Genomic DNA, 14742 nt, shown 5'->3' on the forward strand with positions numbered 1-14742 from the left:
GAGGGCCAACCGTGCGCCCTCATCTCTCGGAGCTCGGCTCCGCGGGAGTTGGCACCTTGCCGGCAAACGACCGGCAGGTTGCCGGGGGTCATCGGGCCCGTCCCTCGCCCACTCTGGATGAGGTGCCGATATTCGGTTTTTGCTTGAGCGTACCCTACCAGCCCCGCGGGCGGTTGTCAAGCATCTAGGCCCGCACCTCCTGCCTCTGGAAGGTGACGTAGGCGGCGCAGAACAGCAGGATGGTCCCTGCGATGAGGGCCACCAGCTGCGGCCAGACCAACAGCAGGCTCTGCGAGAGGGGCAAGGGAGTGCCCAGCACCGCCCCCTCCAGCTGCGTGAGGAGCACGGGGCCCAGGGCCCGTACCTGAGGGTTCAGGAGTGCCAGAAGGGTCTCCGCGTAAAGGGTGTTGGGGGAGAAGCGGGCCAGGAAGAGGTGGATTCTGGCCTGCGCGAGCTCCGTCGGGCCGTACCCCGCCTGCTGCGCCACCAGGGCCTGCGCCACCAGCGCGCTCAAGATGTCCCAGAACACCGCGAACAGCAGCCACACCGCGATGGCGGTGAGGGCAGAGGTGGCGGGTTGCCGGAAGACCGTGGAGAAGAGCATGGACAGGGCCAGCCACACGCCCGCGTACCCCAGGGTGGCGAGGAGGAACCAGAGCCCTCGGGCCACCTCCTCTCCCCCGGGAGGAACCCCGAGGATGAAAAGTCCCATCCCGGTGGTGACCAGCCACAGACCCACGAGCACGATCCCCAAGGTAAAGATCCCCGCCAGGAACTTGCCCAGCAACAGCGCATCCCGGTAAATGGGCTGTGCCAGGACCCGACTCAAGGTTCTCCGGGCATGCTCCCCGTTGATGGCGTCGAAGCCCAGGGCGATGGCGGAGAGGGGGACGAGGAAACTGAGGAATCCCACGAAGGAGGGAAGCGGCTCCCGAGCGGTGGTGAAGAGCTTGAGGAACACGAAGGGATCTTCCCCGATCTCCTGCCGGATGCTCTGGCTGGCCGCGTAGACGGTTCCCACCGCGGTGAGGAGCATCAGGGCCTCGAGGATCTGCATCCGGATCCCCGTGAGGTGGTCGCTGACCTCTTTCTGGAGCACCGCCCACAGCCCGGTCCACGGGGAACCCTCCCGGCGAACGGCCGGTTGCCTCGTCCGTTCCTCCACCGCGGTGCTCACGTCCTTCCCTCCCTCCCGAGATCCTGGAAGTACCGGGCGTACACCTCATCCAACCCGGGCCGCTCCAGGGAGAGCCCCAGCAGCTCCCCCCGCTCCACGATCCGCCGGGCGATCTCCGCCCGGATGTCCGCCCGCGCCTCCACGGTGAACCTTCCGTCCCCCTCCGGGTTCACCCGGACCACCTGGGGGAGACTCCGCAGGAGCCCCGGGATCTCCGGACCCCGCGCTTCTAAGCGGATCCGGTAGGATCCTCCCAGCACCCGCTCGCTCAACTCCTCCACCCGGCCCTCCAGCACCATCCGCCCCTTGTGGAACAGACCCACCCGGTCACAGATGGCCTGCACCTGGTGGAGGAGGTGGGAGGCCAGCAGGATCGCCATCCCCTCCGCCCGCAGGCTCCGGATCAGGTGCAGGAACTCCATGGCGGCCTCCGGGTCCAGGCCCAGGGTGGGCTCGTCCAGAATGGCCACCCGGGGCCGCTTGAGGAGCACCTCCGCCAGGCCCAGGCGCTGGCGCATGCCCCGGGAGAAGGTGCCCACCTTGTGGTCTGCCACGTCCGAGAGGCCCATGCGCTCCAGAACCTCTCCGATCCGGACCTTCGCCTCACGGGGAGCGAGTCCGTTCAGGTTCGCGATGTACCGGAGGTTTTCCCAGGCGGTGAGCTCGTCGTAGAACCCCACGGAGTCCGGGAGGTAGCCGACCCGCCGCTTGACCTCCAGGGGCTGACGGGTGGGATCAAAGCCCAAAACCCGGGCAGTGCCCGCGGTGGGATCCGTGAGCCCCAGGAGCATGAGGATGGTGGTGGTCTTGCCGGACCCGTTGGGGCCCAGCAGCCCGAAGATCTCTCCCTCCTGAACCACCAGGTTGAGATCCTGGACCGCCACGGTCCGGCCGTAGTGCTTGGTGAGTCCCTGGGTCTCGATGGCGACCGTCATCGGCGTCCGTACCGGCTCACCGCCTGCCCCACCACCAGCAGCGCGGCCGCGATGAGGATCACGCCCACCACGCCCCACAGGGTCCGGGTGAGCACCGTGATCCGGAAATCCTCGGACTTCGATACGTCCCCGGCGCTCGCGGTGAAGGTCACCATGTAGTCGCCCGCGATGGCTCGGGGAGAGGGCCGGACCCGGGCGGTCACCTCTACCTGCTGCTTGGGCGCGATCTCCTCGATGCGCTCCGGCTCGAACTTCACATCCCACCCGGAAGGCGGGGAGCTGCTGAGGGTGACGTTCCGGGCGGGAGCGCTCCCGTCGTTCTTCACCAGGATCTTGATCGGCGTCTCCTGACCCGCGTACGCCCGGCCCGAGAGCCGGCCATCCGGCGCGGTGATGGAGAGTTCCGGACGCCCGGTGATCTCCAGGGCCAGCGGCAGGGAGGCACTCGTCCCAGCGGCACTGGCCCGGATCGTGAGCGAGTAGCGCCCTGCGGGCATGTCCTGGGGAACATTCACCTCCACGTCCAGGTCCCGGGACTCTCCGGCCTTCACGGGAAGACTCGTGACCTGTTGGGTCCCGATGGTGGGGGTGAAGGAAACCTGGAAACGCCGCGGGGCTTCCGCGTCGAGCCGGACCAGGAGCTCCTGATCGCTGTCGTTCCGGAGGGTCACCCGGAACCGGAAGCTGCTGGTGGCGGGTCCCCGGAGGGTGGGGAGCTCCGCGGTCAGGCTGATCCGGGGAGGCAAGGCTTGTCCCAGGGTCAGGCGGAGGGGGAGCTGCGCCCGCCCCTCCTGGCCCACCGCGGCCACCGCGAACCGGAAGGTCCCGGAGCGGGCGACCCGGGGGGGATCCAGCCGGAGGCTCACCGTGGCCTCCTGGTCCGGAAGGACGTACACCGCGCTCACCACCCGGCCACCCGCGAGAAAGGTGGCCCGCCACCCCGGAGCGACCTCCGTCATCTCCAGACGCACCACCTGGGGAGGAAGTCCGAAGTTTCGGACCGTTAAGCTGAGCGTGACGGATTCCCCGGCCCGCACGATCTGGTCCGGATAAGGGGTGTAGAGGGCCAGTCCCCGAAACGCGGGGGCGGCCAGCACCTGCGCGCCGAGCAGGAGCACGAGGCCAAGGGCCAACGGAAAGCGACGCAACCGGCGCACGCGGTTCACCTCCTCCATCGAGATCCCCTCCTTAGGTACCCGACCCGCGGTCGGGGCTCCTTCTTCCGGTCCCGGGAATTTTTGAAGACGGCCGGCCCTTTTGCCGGTTCCCCCGGGAAGTCTACCACAAGACCGCAAATGGAAGGGCCGGAGGAGTCTGCTATCATGTTGGCGGCCATGGATCCCATCCTGGTGCAGATCGGGCCGGTCGCCATCCGGTGGTACGGCGTGATGATGGCCCTCGCCATCCTGCTGGGCCTCTGGCTCAGCGGCCGGATGGCGCCCCGTTTCGGCATTCCCACCGAGGTGGTGGACCGGCACGGGATCCCCTTCATCCTCTGCCTGTTCGTGGGCGCGCGGTTGGGCTACGTGATCTCCCATCCCGGCCCCTTCCTCGCAAACCCCCTGGAGATCGTCCGCGTAGACCACGGGGGACTTGCCTCCCACGGGGCCATCGTGGCGGGGTTCCTGTACACGGGGTGGCTGCGGCGCCGGGAGGGGATCTCCCCCGGATCCTTTACGGACCTGTGCGCGGTGTGGATCCCCCTGGCGAACCTCCTGGTGCGCTTCGGGAACTTCATGAACGGAGAGCTGTACGGGGACCGGACCTCCCTGCCCTGGGGAGTGGTCTTCCCCACGGCTCCGGACGGTCCCCGACATCCCCTGCAGCTCTACGAGATGCTCACCTCCGCGGTGCTGTTCGGGCTCGTCCTCCACTGGACGGATCACCGCCGGTACCCCGGCCAGGTGTTCTGGAAGACCATGGTCTTCCTCTCCGGTGTGCGGTTCCTCCTGGATCTCCTGCGTTCCCAGGACCGCGTGCTCGGGTTCCTGACCCTGGGCCAGATGGCCGCCCTCGTGCTCCTCGCCTTCGGGATCTACGTCCTCGTGAGCCATCGGGTTCCCGCGGAGTCAGGAGGACCACCGGGGGGAGAAACTCCAACGGCACAGGGGAGAGAGGGATGAACTTCACGTTCGTCGGATCCTACGAAGCCCACCCCGTCCTGCGCCGGTTCGCGGAGGGCCTGCGCGGTACGCTGGAGGCCCACGGGCACCAGTACGCGGAGGACCGGGGGCGGGACCTCCGGCTGGTGTTCAACTTCATCGATCCCGAGCGCCCCCGACCGTACCGCCGGCGCGCCAAGGCCACCTTCGTGGTGTCCGTGGCCCTCGGATCACCGGGCGTGGAGGACGTGCTGCGGGCGGCCTATCCCCTCCTCGTCCGATCGCTGGCGAACCTGGTGATCTACCTGGTGCCCGCGGGGGAGGGGTGGCGCACGTACTTCGTCACCCTGGAGCAGGGCCGGTACGAGGTGCCGGGGGAGGGGGAAGGTTATTTCCAGCGCGTGTACGAGCGGCTCTATCCCCTGGCCACGAGCCAGCTGGTGATCGACAACGAGTTCCACCCGGACCTGCCGGAGGAGCTGTGGGAAGGGGACGCGCTCACCCGGAAGCTCTCGGAGGCCGGCCGCCGGCTGGACGCTCTGCAGCTCCTGCCCTCCCCCTTTCCCATCGAGGAACTCCTGAGCCCCCGGGACCTCCGGCACGTGCAACGCCTGTACGGCATCGGCGGGCTCAGCTACGGCAACCTCAGCGTACGCAAGGACGCCACCCGCTTCTGGATGAGCGCGAGCGGGGTGAACAAGGCAAACCTCCGGGTCATCGGACGGGACATCCTCCTCGTGAAGGGCTACGACCCCGTGCGGAACCGGATTCTCCTGAGCGTCCCGCCCCACATCCAGCCCCGACGGGTCTCCGTGGACGCCATCGAGCACTGGATGATCTACACGGAGCACCCCTCCGTGGGCGCCATCATCCACGTGCACGCCTGGATGCGGGGAATCCCCTCCACGGAGATCAACTACCCCTGCGGAACCCTGCAGCTCGCGAAGGCCGTGGCGGAGCTTATCCGGCAGGCCCCGGACCCGGCCCGGGCTGTGGTGGGGCTCAAGAACCACGGAATCACCGTGACGGGCCCGGATCTGGAGGACATCCTGGAGCGGTTGGAGCGGGACATCATCCGACAGGTCCCCATGACCTGAGGCGTGCGCGCCCTGGTCTTCCACCCCACCATCCCCCGCTACCTGGCCACCCGGGTCCTGGGAAGGTTTTCCCGCCGGGCCTACTGGAGCGCGGTCTCTCCCCTCTCCCTCCGGGAGATCCCGGAACCCCGCCTGCCCGGCCCGGAGTGGATCAAGGTGCGCACCCGCCTGGGGGGGATCTGCGGATCGGACCTCCACCTGCTCCGGCTCGACACCAGCCCTTATGCCTCCGCCTTCACCTCCTTCCCGTTCGTCCCAGGCCACGAGAACGTGGGCACCGCGGTGGAGGTGGGGTCCTCGGTCCGGGAGGTGGAGCCCGGGCAGCGGGTGGTGGTGGAACCCGTCCTCCCCTGTGCCACCCGGGGAATCGGGCCCTGCCGGTTCTGCGCCCGGGGCGATTACCACCTGTGCGAGCACACCACGGAGGGCGCCCTCGCGCCCGGGCTGCTCTTGGGGGCCTGCCGGGACACGGGCGGAAGCTGGGGGGAGTGCTTCGTGGCTCACCGGTCCCAGGTCTTCCCCGTCCCGGACTCCGTAAGCGACGCAAACGCCCTCCTCGTGGAGCCCATGGCCTCCGCCCTCCACCCCCTCCTGCGCTACCCCCCTCAGGACGACCACACGGTGCTGGTGATCGGGGGCGGGATCATCGGGCAGCTGATGGTGGCGGCCCTGCGGGCCATGCAGAGCCGCGCCCGGGTGATCCTGCTCGCCAAGTACCCCTTTCAGGCAGAGATGTCCAAGCGGCTGGGAGCCGACCACGCCGTGCTCGTGGGCCGGGGGGACGGGTACTACGAGGAGGTGGCGGACCTGACGGGCGGCCGCCTGATCCGCCCCATGCTCGGCAGGCGGGTCCTCCTGGGGGGAGGTGCCGACTGGGTCGTGGAGTGTACGGGCACCGAGCGGGCCCTGGACGATGCCCTGCGGCTCGCACGGCCCGGCGGCACCGTGATCCCCCTCGGGCTGCCCGCCGTTCCACGGACCGTGGACTGGACGCCCCTGTGGCTCAAGGAGCTCCAGGTGCGGGGAAGCTACACTTACGCCTGGGAGACCTGGGGCGGGAGGCGCCGGACCCTGGAGATCGTCCTGGACTGGATGGCCTCTGGGCAGGTGGAAGTCGGTTTCCTCGTCACCCACACCTTTCCCCTGGAGCGGTTCCCCCAGGCGTTCCAGGTGGCCATGGCGAAGGCGGGGACCGGGGCCTTCAAGGTGGCCTTTGCCTTCGGATCCCGCTAGACCGTCAGGCGCGCGGGCTGCGCCGCCCGAAGGGACACCCGTTCCGCCGCGGAGACGGGCAGGAGCACCTCCAGGGTCTGGGTGAGGATCGTGAACCGGGCGGGGGTGGTGCCCACGAACTCGCCGTCCGCGTGGACGGCCACCGGCACCGCGCTGTGCACCTCCACCTCCCGGGCCCGCACCACCTCCACCTTCGGATGTCCCACGTGGGAACCGTCCAGGAGACGCGGGAGCAGCCGCACCACCTCGGTCCGGCTCAGATCCCGGACGAGCACCACCTCCAGCCACCCATCGTCGGGGCGGGCCTCCGGACACATGCGCAACCCGCCCGCGTAGCAGGGAAGGTTCCCAGCGGCCAGCATGAAGGTGGGCTGGATCCATACCCGCTCGCCCGTATTGATCTCCATGCGCACGGGGCGGAAGGTGGCGAGCTGGTGGAAGATCCCCGCCACGTACATGACCTTCCCACCCAGCAGCTTCGGCCACGTGTTGACCCGGCGGGCCACCTCCGCATCGAACCCGCATCCCGCGATGGTCAGGAAGAACCGGCCGTTCACCCACCCCACATCGATCCGCCGGGGGCGGCCGGACGCCAGGGCCCGGGCCGCGGCCTCGGGATCCGCGGGAACTCCCATGCAGGTGGCGAAGTCGTTGGCCGTCCCCACCGGAAGAGGAGCCAGGAATCGGGAAGGGGAACTGGACGCCCGCAGCAGGCCGTTCGCCACCTCGTTGCAGGTCCCGTCCCCTCCCACCGCCAGGATCCCGTCGCAGTCCAGGGCGGAGGCCGCGAGCTCAACCGCGTGCCCCCTCCCTTCGGAGTACACCTCCTCCACGCACCAGCCCGCCTGCAGGAAGTGGGTCCGCAGCCGCGGCCACAGCTTCATGGCCCGTCCCCGCCCCGCCACGGGATTGATGACGGCGAGCACCCTCACGGCCAAGGGGATTCCCTCCGGCGCCGGGAAATTCCTCCTGGGCGGCTAGCCGTAGCGGTACTGGATCCCAAACCCGCCCCGGGGCAGCCGCCAGTCGATGATCCGGTACGGACAGCCCACAAGACACGTGGTACACTCCACGCAGTTCTCGTAGGAGATCACGATGCGGCCCTCCCTCGGATCCCACTCGTACACCTTGGCCGGGCAGAAGGTGGTGCAGGGACGCCCCCAGGCCTCTCCACACCGCTCCCGACACGTGGCGGGGTCCGTGATGGCGATGTGGCTCTGCTTGTCGTGCTTCCACCGCAGCAGGTAAAGCTTCTCCTCGAGCCTCACCCTCCGCCCTCCCTTCACCGCACCGCCCGCCACACCTCGTACAGGTCCCGCAGGAGCTGCAGGGGCCGACGCCGGCGGGTGACCTCCCGCCAGATCCTACGCTGCTTGATGCGCTTGGGCACCCCGTCCACGGTGAGCATCTCGTGCACCGCGTGGTGCACGAGCTCCGGGTAGATCCGGAAGAGATCGGGCCGGCGGTCCACCAGTTCCGGAAGGGAACGGTACTTCCACAGGTCCTGTAGCACGAACGAGTCCCGCAGCTTCGCCTCGTACAGAGCGAGGGTGCGCGCGCTGAAATCCCCCCGCCGCTTGGCCTCGATCACCGTCTCCCCCGCCATGCGGCCCGCGGCCATGGCCAGATTGCTGCCCTCCCGGTGCAGCCCGTTCACCATCATCGCGGCATCGCCCGCGATGAGCACCCCGTCGCCGTAGAGCCTCGGCATGGCCTCGTATCCCCCCTCCGGGATGGCGTGCGCCGCGTACTCCAGCACCTCCCCGCCCGCCAGGAGGGGCCGAACCGCGGGGTGCTGCTTGAGCCGCTCCAGGAGCTCATAGGGGGTGCGACGGGTCCGCATGAGGTGGCTCACCAGGACGCCCACGCCCACGGAGAGGGAGTCGCGGTTCGTGTAGAGGAAGCCGTAGCCGGACATCCCGTCCGTGACGGCCCCGTAGAGCTCGATGGTGGTGCCCTGGCCCGGCTCCAGGTTGAACCGGCTCTCGATGATCTCCGCGGGAAGCCCGATGACCTCCTTCACCGCCAGGGCCAGGTGGTGCGGGGGGATGGGGTGGTCACGCAGTCTCGCCCGCTGGGCGAGGAAGGAGTTCACCCCGTCCGCGATCACCACCACGTCCGCGTAGAGCTCCCCCTCCTCCCGGCCCGTGCGCACGCCCACGATCCGGCCGTCCCGCCAGATCACGTCCTCCGCCACCGTCTGGGGGACCAGCAGCGCTCCCGCCTCCTCCGCCCGGGCCGCAAACCACCGGTCCCACCGTGCCCGCAGCACGGTGAAGGCGTTCGGGCACCCGTCCGGGTGGTAGGCCTGACGGGGGTTCCGATGGCCGAGGGAGACCACCCCGTCCTCCGTGGTGATCCACACCCGCTCCTCCACCACCACGCGCTCCAGGGGAGGATCGAGGGTCCAGAACTCCGGGACCACGTCCGCCACCATGCGGCCGTACATGACTCCGCCCATCACGTTCTTGGCGCCCGGGTACTCCCCGCGCTCCAGGAGCACCACGGAGAGGCCGGCCCGGGCCATGGTGATGGCGGCCGAAGCGCCCGCAGGGCCCGCGCCCACCACGATGGCGTCGAACTTCTCCGCGCTCATGGGATCACTCCCGCCACCTGGTGCATCCACTGAATCACAGGTCCCCCCACCACGCCGCCCAGCAGCACCCCGAGGGCGGCCACGACCACGCCCGCCCCCGTCCACCCCCTCCCCGCCAGCCGGACACCGGGCCGGCCCTCACCCGCGTACGCCGCGTACGCGGCCCGCAGGTAGTAGGCCACGGAAACCACACTGGTGAGCACCCCCACCACGGCCAGCCATCCCAGGTCCGCCTCCAGGGCCGAGAGGAACAGGTAGAACTTCCCCAAGAACCCCGCGGTGGGCGGAATTCCCACCAGGGAGGCCATGAAGAGGGCAAAGGTCGCCGCCAGGGCAGGGGAGCGGTCCCCGAGCCCTCCCAGGTCCTGCACCTCGTCCGCCTCCAGGCCCATCCGCTCCAGGAACATCAGCACCCCGAAGGCGCCCAGCTGCATGAGGGCGTACACGGCGAGGTAGTAGGCGGAGGCCGCAAGCCCCGTGCGTGTTCCCGCGGCGATGCCCACGAGGATGTAGCCCGCGTGCGCGATGCTGCTGTAGGCCAGCATGCGCTTGAGGTTCCGCTGCCACAGGGCACCCAGGTTGCCGATCACCATGGTCAGGGCGCTCAACACGGCCACGAAGGGACGCCACAGGTCCACCAGTCCCGGCAGCGCCCCCGGGACCAGCCGTGCCAGGGCCGCGAGAGCACCCACCTTGGCGATGACGGACATGTAGGCCGCCGCGGGCATGGGAGCCCCCTCATACACGTCCGGAGCCCAGGCATGGAAAGGCACCACCGCCGCCTTGTAGCTCAACCCCACGAGCAGCAGGCCCGTGCCCAGCCGCAGCAACGACCCCTCCCCGGCGGTCTCAAGCCGCGCGAGGTCCAGGCTTCCGGACTGCCCGTACACCAGAGCCATCCCGTACAGGAACACCCCGGAGGCGAAGGAACCCAGCAGGAAGTACTTGAGGCCCGCCTCCTGGGAGGAACGGTGATGCCGGGCGAAGGCCGCGAGCACGTAGAGGGGGACGGAAAGGAGCTCCAGGGCCAGGAACATCAGCAGGAGGTTGCGGGAGGCAGCCAGCAGTTGCGCTCCCAGGGCCGCGAAGAGCACGAGCGCGTAGTATTCCCCCCGCTCCAGCCCCGTCCGAACGAGGTAGTCGCGGGAGAGCACCAAACCCACCCCCGCCACGGCCAGGGCCAGGATCCCGAACACGCGGGTGAGGCCATCCCGGACCACCATGCCGTCGAAGGCCGCGGGGGAGGAAGCGCCTGCAAGCGTGGCCCAGAGGGCCAGGGAAACCCCCCCGAGGCTCAACCACAGGAGGACCCGGCGCTGGGCGGCGGTGCGCAGGGGCAGGTCCGCGAACAGGACCGCGGTGGCCGTGGCCGCCACCAGGATCTCCGGGAGTAGGGCACGCAGCACGCTCACCGCATCACCTCGCCGACGGCGCGCAGCCGGGAACCCAAGGCGGCCACCGCCGCCTCGCTCCGCTCCAGCAGGGGTCCGGGATGGAGCCCGATCCAGAGGATGGCGAAGACCAGGGCCAGGAGGGCAGCGGCTTCCTTCCACGTCAGGGGCACGAACGAGGCCCGCTCCACCCGCACGGGGCCGAAGTACACCCGCTGCACCATCCACAGGAGGTAGACCGCGGAGAGGATCACCCCGCCCGCCGCCAGGGCCGCGAGCCGCACGTCCGCCCGGAAGGTCCCCAGCAGGATGAGGAACTCCCCCACGAACCCGTTGGTGCCCGGGAGGGCCGCGGAGCTGAACACGACGAACAGCGACAGGGCCGCGAAGGTGGGCATCACCTTCGCGACTCCCCCAAAGGCCTCCATCTCCCGCGTGTGGGCTCGCTCGTACAGCACCCCCACCAGCAGGAAGAGGCCTCCCGTGGACAGTCCGTGGTTGACCATCTGCAGCAAAGCGCCGTGCATCCCCTGCAGGGTGAAGACGAAGGTGCCCAGGACCACGAACCCCAGATGGCTGATGGAGGAGTAGGCCACGAGCTTCTTGACGTCCTGTTGCGCGAAGGCCACGGCTCCCCCGTACAGGATTCCCACCACAGCCAGGCCAGAGAGCAGCGGGGCGGCCTCCCGGGCCGCCAGGGGGAAGAGCCCGAGGCCGTAGCGCAACAGCCCGTACGCTCCCATCTTGAGCAACAGCCCCGCCAGGATCACGGAGCCCGCGGTGGGGGCCTCCACGTGGGCGTCCGGAAGCCAGGTATGAAGCGGGAAGAGGGGAACCTTGATGGCAAAGGCCACGGTGAAGGCCCAAAACAGCCACCGCGGCTCCGCTCCGGACAGAGGGGTCTCCAACAGGCGCAACACATCAGACGTGCCCGTGCGCAGGAACAGGACGATGATGCCGAGCAGCATCAGGACGCTGCCCGCCATGGTGAACAGGAAGAACTTCACGGCCGCATATCTCCGCCGCTCGCCGCCCCAAAGTCCGATGAGGAAGTACATGGGGATGAGCACCGCCTCCCAGAACACGTAGAAGAGCACGAGGTCCAGGGCGAGAAACGTCCCGAGTACTGCGCCCTCCAGGAGCAGCAGGAGGCTCAGGTACTCCTTGACCCGATGACGCACCGTGTCCCACGTGCCCAGTTGGGCCACGGGGAAGAGGAAGGCGGTGAGCACGACGAGCAACAGCGAGATCCCGTCCACTCCCAGCTGGTAGTGCACGCCCAGGGCCGGGATCCACGGGACCCGTTCCACCCATCGGAATCCCCTCTCCCCCGGCGGGAAGGTCCAGAACAGCCACACCGCGAGGGTCAGGGTGAGAAGGGAGGTGGCGAAGGACATCGCCCGCAGCAGTCCCTCCCGCCGCGGCAGGAGCATCACCCCCACGGCACCGAGAACGGGGAGGAACACGAGGGCCGAGAGGATCATCGCAACAACCAGTAGCCCACCGCGAGCACGGTTCCCACCAGGAACAAGGCCGCGTACTGCCGCACGTACCCCGTCTGCCACCGCCGCACGCCCGCCCCCAGGGCGCCCACCACGGCCGCCAAGCCGTTCGCGGCCCCGTCAATCCACCGGAGGTCCACCACCCGGGCCCAGAAGTGCGCGAGCGCCCGGGCGGGTTGCACGAGGACGGCTCGGTAGAGATCCTCCACGTACCACTGCCGGCTCAAGGCCCGCCCCAAGGCCCCCAGATCCGGCATCCGCCGCCCGCGGTACGCGATCCATCCCACCGCGATTCCCCCGAGCGCCGCCCCCACCGACACCAGGCCCAGCAGGAGCTCGCCGGAGGGTCCGTGCGCGGGAACGGGGGCCGGTTCCCGCTCGAAGACGGGGAGGAGGAACCGATCGAAGGGGGTGCCCAAAGCCCCTGCGCCCAGGAATCCGCCCACCGCGGAGAGCACCAGCAGCACCCCCATGGGCCAGCGCATCACGGGCGGCGCCTCATGGGGGTGGCGGGCGGGTTCCGCGGGCGGATCCCCAAAGGTGAGAAGGGCGGCTCGGGTGATGTACAGGGCGGTGATCCCCGCGGTGAGCACCCCCACCGTCCAGAGGGCCGTAAACCCATGGGCACGGGCCGCGGTGAGGACGTGTTCCTTGCTGAAGAACCCCGCAAGCGGCGGAATCCCGCTCAGGCTTAAGGAGCCCACCAGGAAACTGGCGGCGGTGAAGGGCATGGCCCGGCCCAACCCTCCCAGTCGCCGCACGTCGATGAGGCCGTGCATGGCGTGCATCACGCTGCCCGCACTCAGGAACAGCAGCGCCTTGAAGAAGGCGTGGGTGGTGAGGTGGAACATTCCCGCCACCCCGGAACCCGCCCCCAGTCCCAGGAACATGTACCCGATCTGGCTGATGGTGGAGTACGCGAGGATGCGCTTGAGATCCACCTGGGCCACGGCCACGGTGGCGGCAAATAGGGCGGTGAAGGCGCCCACCGCGGCCACCACGGGGAGCACGCCGCTCGCCACGTAGAGGGGCCAGAGCCGGGCCACCATGTAAACCCCCGCGGTGACCATGGTGGCCGCGTGGATGAGAGCGGAGACGGGCGTGGGCCCTTCCATGGCGTCCGGGAGCCACACGTACAGGGGGAGCTGGGCGGACTTCCCCGTGGCCCCCGCGAAGAGGAGCAGGGCGACCACGGTGAGGGCGGCGGGCGGTGCGTGCGGGAGGCGCTCCTCCATGGCTCCGAAGTCCAGGGTCCCCAGGGTGACGGCGAGGAGGCAGATCCCCAGCAGGAACGCGGCGTCCCCGATGCGGTTGGTGACGAAGGCCTTGCGGCCCGCCTCCGCCGCGGAGGGCCGCTCGAACCAGAACCCGATGAGGAGATAGCTACACAGCCCCACCAGTTCCCAGCCCACGAAGAGCACCAGCAGGTTCCCCCCCAGGACCAGAAGGAGCATGGAGGCCACGAAGAGGTTCAGGTACGTGAAGTAACGGCCGTAGGCCTCTTCCCCGTGCATGTAGCCCACGGAGTACACGTGGATCAGAAACCCCACCCCCGTGACCACCAGGACCATCACCGCGGCGAGCCGGTCCAGCTGCAGCTCCCAAGTAACCCGGAAGTCCCCGGAGACGATCCACTCCCCGAGCGCCGCCCGCAGGGCCGCCTCCGGCGGAGCCAGGGTGAGCGCCCGGAACCCGACCACGCCGAGCCCGAACGCCCCGAGCACCACCAGGCACCCGATCCAGCTCACCGCCCGCGCGCCCAGCCGCCCGCCCAGCAGGCCGTTTGCCACCGCGCCTGCCAGCGGCAACGTCACGATGCCCACCACCACCCACTCCATCCCTAGCCTCGCAGGAGGTCCATCTCGTCCACGTCCACGGTCCGGTGGGCGCGGAAGAGGCTGACGAGCATGGCGAGGCCCACCACCACCTCCACCGCGGCCACCACCAGTACGAAGAAGGCCACCAGCTGTCCGGAGAGGTCCCCGTGCATCCGGGCGAAGCTCAGGAACGCCAGGTTCACGGAGTTCAGCATGAGCTCGATGGACATGAACACGATGAGGGCCGTGCGGCGCAGCAGGACCCCGAGCCCGCCCAGCACGAACAGGAGGAGGCTCAGGAGCACGTACGCGGAGAGGGGAACCGTCATCGCCCGCTCCTCGAAAGCCGGACCTCCTCGGGCCGTCCCTCCGCCCGCTCGGGCGCCCGGCGCTCCGGGGCCTTCCCCAGCACCACCCCCGCCACGATCCCCACCAGGAGCAGCACGCCCGCCAGCTCGAAGGGGAGGACGAAGGTGGTGAGCAGTGCCCGGCCCACGGATTGGGGCGTGCCGAAGTCCGCGGCCACGGGTACCTTTGCAGCGCCGCCGAGTTCCCGCAGGACCGCGAAGGCCACGAGGGCAACCAGTGTCGACCCGGAGACCACCGTGACCACCCGGTGGATTCTCCCGGGCCCGGGGGAGGGGCGGAGCTCGGGGTTGTGGGCGTGGAGGAGCATGATCACGAACAGGAACAGCACCAGGATGGCACCCGCGTAGACGATGACCTGCAGGACCGCCACGAACTCCGCCAGGAGGGTGAGGTAGAGAACCGCGAGGGAGACCAGGACCACCAGGAGGCTCAGGGCACCGTGCACCGGGGCCCGGGCCGCCACCACGCCCACGCCCCCCACCAGGCTCAGGGCGGCCGCCACCACGAAGAGCACGGACTCCAC

At 69.5% G+C, this 14742-nt stretch carries 14 protein-coding genes and 1 riboswitch; of the genes, 3 read left to right on the top strand and 11 right to left on the bottom strand.

Annotation, left to right across the window (positions count from 1 at the left end; genetic code table 11):
• Positions 1-16 precede the first annotated feature (16 nt).
• Positions 17-124: riboswitch (SAM riboswitch) on the bottom strand.
• Between the two features lie 60 nt (positions 125-184).
• The 3 genes from QN206_03275 to QN206_03285 are packed head-to-tail and all read right to left on the bottom strand — an operon-like array spanning position 185 to position 3287.
• Positions 185-1177 (bottom strand): ABC transporter permease, encoded by a 993-nt coding sequence (locus QN206_03275; protein ID MDR7613825.1) that lies wholly within the window; start codon positions 1175-1177, stop codon positions 185-187.
• Entirely contained in the window at positions 1174-2112 is a 939-nt protein-coding gene (locus QN206_03280; GenBank protein MDR7613826.1) for an ABC transporter ATP-binding protein, read from the bottom strand. The genes QN206_03275 and QN206_03280 overlap by 4 nt, the downstream gene beginning before the upstream one ends.
• A complete protein-coding gene (locus QN206_03285) occupies positions 2109-3287 on the bottom strand; it encodes an NEW3 domain-containing protein (GenBank protein MDR7613827.1) in 1179 nt (392 codons plus the stop codon). Before QN206_03285 ends, QN206_03280 begins: the two co-directional genes overlap by 4 nt.
• Before the next feature lie 147 nt (positions 3288-3434).
• Here QN206_03285 and lgt point away from each other — a divergent pair, with 147 nt between their 5' ends.
• Genes lgt through QN206_03300 form a run of 3 tightly spaced genes read left to right on the top strand, consistent with a single transcriptional unit; the run spans position 3435 to position 6544 of the window.
• Positions 3435-4235 carry a prolipoprotein diacylglyceryl transferase gene (gene lgt, locus QN206_03290; protein MDR7613828.1) on the top strand — a complete coding sequence of 267 codons (801 nt, stop codon included), beginning with the start codon at positions 3435-3437 and terminating at the stop codon, positions 4233-4235.
• Positions 4232-5311: a class II aldolase/adducin family protein gene (locus QN206_03295; protein MDR7613829.1), complete on the top strand. Its 1080-nt coding sequence runs from the start codon at positions 4232-4234 to the stop codon at positions 5309-5311. The genes lgt and QN206_03295 overlap by 4 nt, the downstream gene beginning before the upstream one ends.
• Before the next feature lie 3 nt (positions 5312-5314).
• Positions 5315-6544 (top strand): alcohol dehydrogenase catalytic domain-containing protein, encoded by a 1230-nt coding sequence (locus tag QN206_03300; GenBank protein ID MDR7613830.1) that lies wholly within the window; start codon positions 5315-5317, stop codon positions 6542-6544.
• Here the strand turns inward: QN206_03300 and QN206_03305 are convergent.
• Genes QN206_03305 through QN206_03340 form a run of 8 tightly spaced genes read right to left on the bottom strand, consistent with a single transcriptional unit; the run spans position 6541 to position 14742 of the window.
• Complete coding sequence (locus tag QN206_03305) at positions 6541-7476, bottom strand: diacylglycerol kinase family lipid kinase (GenBank protein MDR7613831.1); 936 nt, start codon at positions 7474-7476, stop codon at positions 6541-6543. The two genes, QN206_03300 and QN206_03305, sit on opposite strands and share 4 nt — an antisense overlap.
• Positions 7477-7521: 45 nt before the next feature.
• Positions 7522-7812 (bottom strand): 4Fe-4S dicluster domain-containing protein, encoded by a 291-nt coding sequence (locus QN206_03310; protein ID MDR7613832.1) that lies wholly within the window; start codon positions 7810-7812, stop codon positions 7522-7524.
• Between the two features lie 14 nt (positions 7813-7826).
• Positions 7827-9140: an FAD-dependent oxidoreductase gene (locus QN206_03315; GenBank protein ID MDR7613833.1), complete on the bottom strand. Its 1314-nt coding sequence runs from the start codon at positions 9138-9140 to the stop codon at positions 7827-7829.
• The gene (locus QN206_03320; GenBank protein MDR7613834.1) at positions 9137-10552 is read right to left on the bottom strand and encodes an NADH-quinone oxidoreductase subunit N; all 1416 of its coding nucleotides are present in this window, start codon (positions 10550-10552) and stop codon (positions 9137-9139) included. The genes QN206_03315 and QN206_03320 overlap by 4 nt, the downstream gene beginning before the upstream one ends.
• Entirely contained in the window at positions 10549-12015 is a 1467-nt protein-coding gene (locus QN206_03325) for an NADH-quinone oxidoreductase subunit M (protein ID MDR7613835.1), read from the bottom strand. Before QN206_03325 ends, QN206_03320 begins: the two co-directional genes overlap by 4 nt.
• Positions 12012-13871: an NADH-quinone oxidoreductase subunit L gene (gene nuoL, locus QN206_03330; protein MDR7613836.1), complete on the bottom strand. Its 1860-nt coding sequence runs from the start codon at positions 13869-13871 to the stop codon at positions 12012-12014. Before nuoL ends, QN206_03325 begins: the two co-directional genes overlap by 4 nt.
• 2 nt (positions 13872-13873) lie before the next feature.
• On the bottom strand, positions 13874-14179 hold the full coding sequence (nuoK, locus tag QN206_03335) for an NADH-quinone oxidoreductase subunit NuoK (protein ID MDR7613837.1): 306 nt from the start codon (positions 14177-14179) through the stop codon (positions 13874-13876).
• Positions 14176-14742 (bottom strand): NADH-quinone oxidoreductase subunit J, encoded by a 567-nt coding sequence (locus QN206_03340; GenBank protein ID MDR7613838.1) that lies wholly within the window; start codon positions 14740-14742, stop codon positions 14176-14178. The genes nuoK and QN206_03340 overlap by 4 nt, the downstream gene beginning before the upstream one ends.

This window comes from Armatimonadota bacterium (assembly GCA_031460175.1).
Lineage (GTDB): Bacteria > Sysuimicrobiota > Sysuimicrobiia > Sysuimicrobiales > Sysuimicrobiaceae > Sysuimicrobium > Sysuimicrobium tengchongense.

Bases quoted from the DNA above. Each gene is read 5' to 3' on its own strand.
- QN206_03325 (MDR7613835.1), bottom strand. From the start codon at position 12,015: ATGATCCTCTCGGCCCTCGTGTTCCTCCCCGTTCTCGGTGCCGTGGGG.
- QN206_03315 (MDR7613833.1), bottom strand. From the start codon at position 9,140: ATGAGCGCGGAGAAGTTCGACGCCATCGTGGTGGGCGCGGGCCCTGCG.
- lgt (MDR7613828.1), top strand. From the start codon at position 3,435: ATGTTGGCGGCCATGGATCCCATCCTGGTGCAGATCGGGCCGGTCGCC.
- QN206_03295 (MDR7613829.1), top strand. From the start codon at position 4,232: ATGAACTTCACGTTCGTCGGATCCTACGAAGCCCACCCCGTCCTGCGC.
- QN206_03280 (MDR7613826.1), bottom strand. From the start codon at position 2,112: ATGACGGTCGCCATCGAGACCCAGGGACTCACCAAGCACTACGGCCGG.
- nuoK (MDR7613837.1), bottom strand. From the start codon at position 14,179: ATGACGGTTCCCCTCTCCGCGTACGTGCTCCTGAGCCTCCTCCTGTTC.
- nuoL (MDR7613836.1), bottom strand. From the start codon at position 13,871: ATGGAGTGGGTGGTGGTGGGCATCGTGACGTTGCCGCTGGCAGGCGCG.
- QN206_03285 (MDR7613827.1), bottom strand. From the start codon at position 3,287: ATGGAGGAGGTGAACCGCGTGCGCCGGTTGCGTCGCTTTCCGTTGGCC.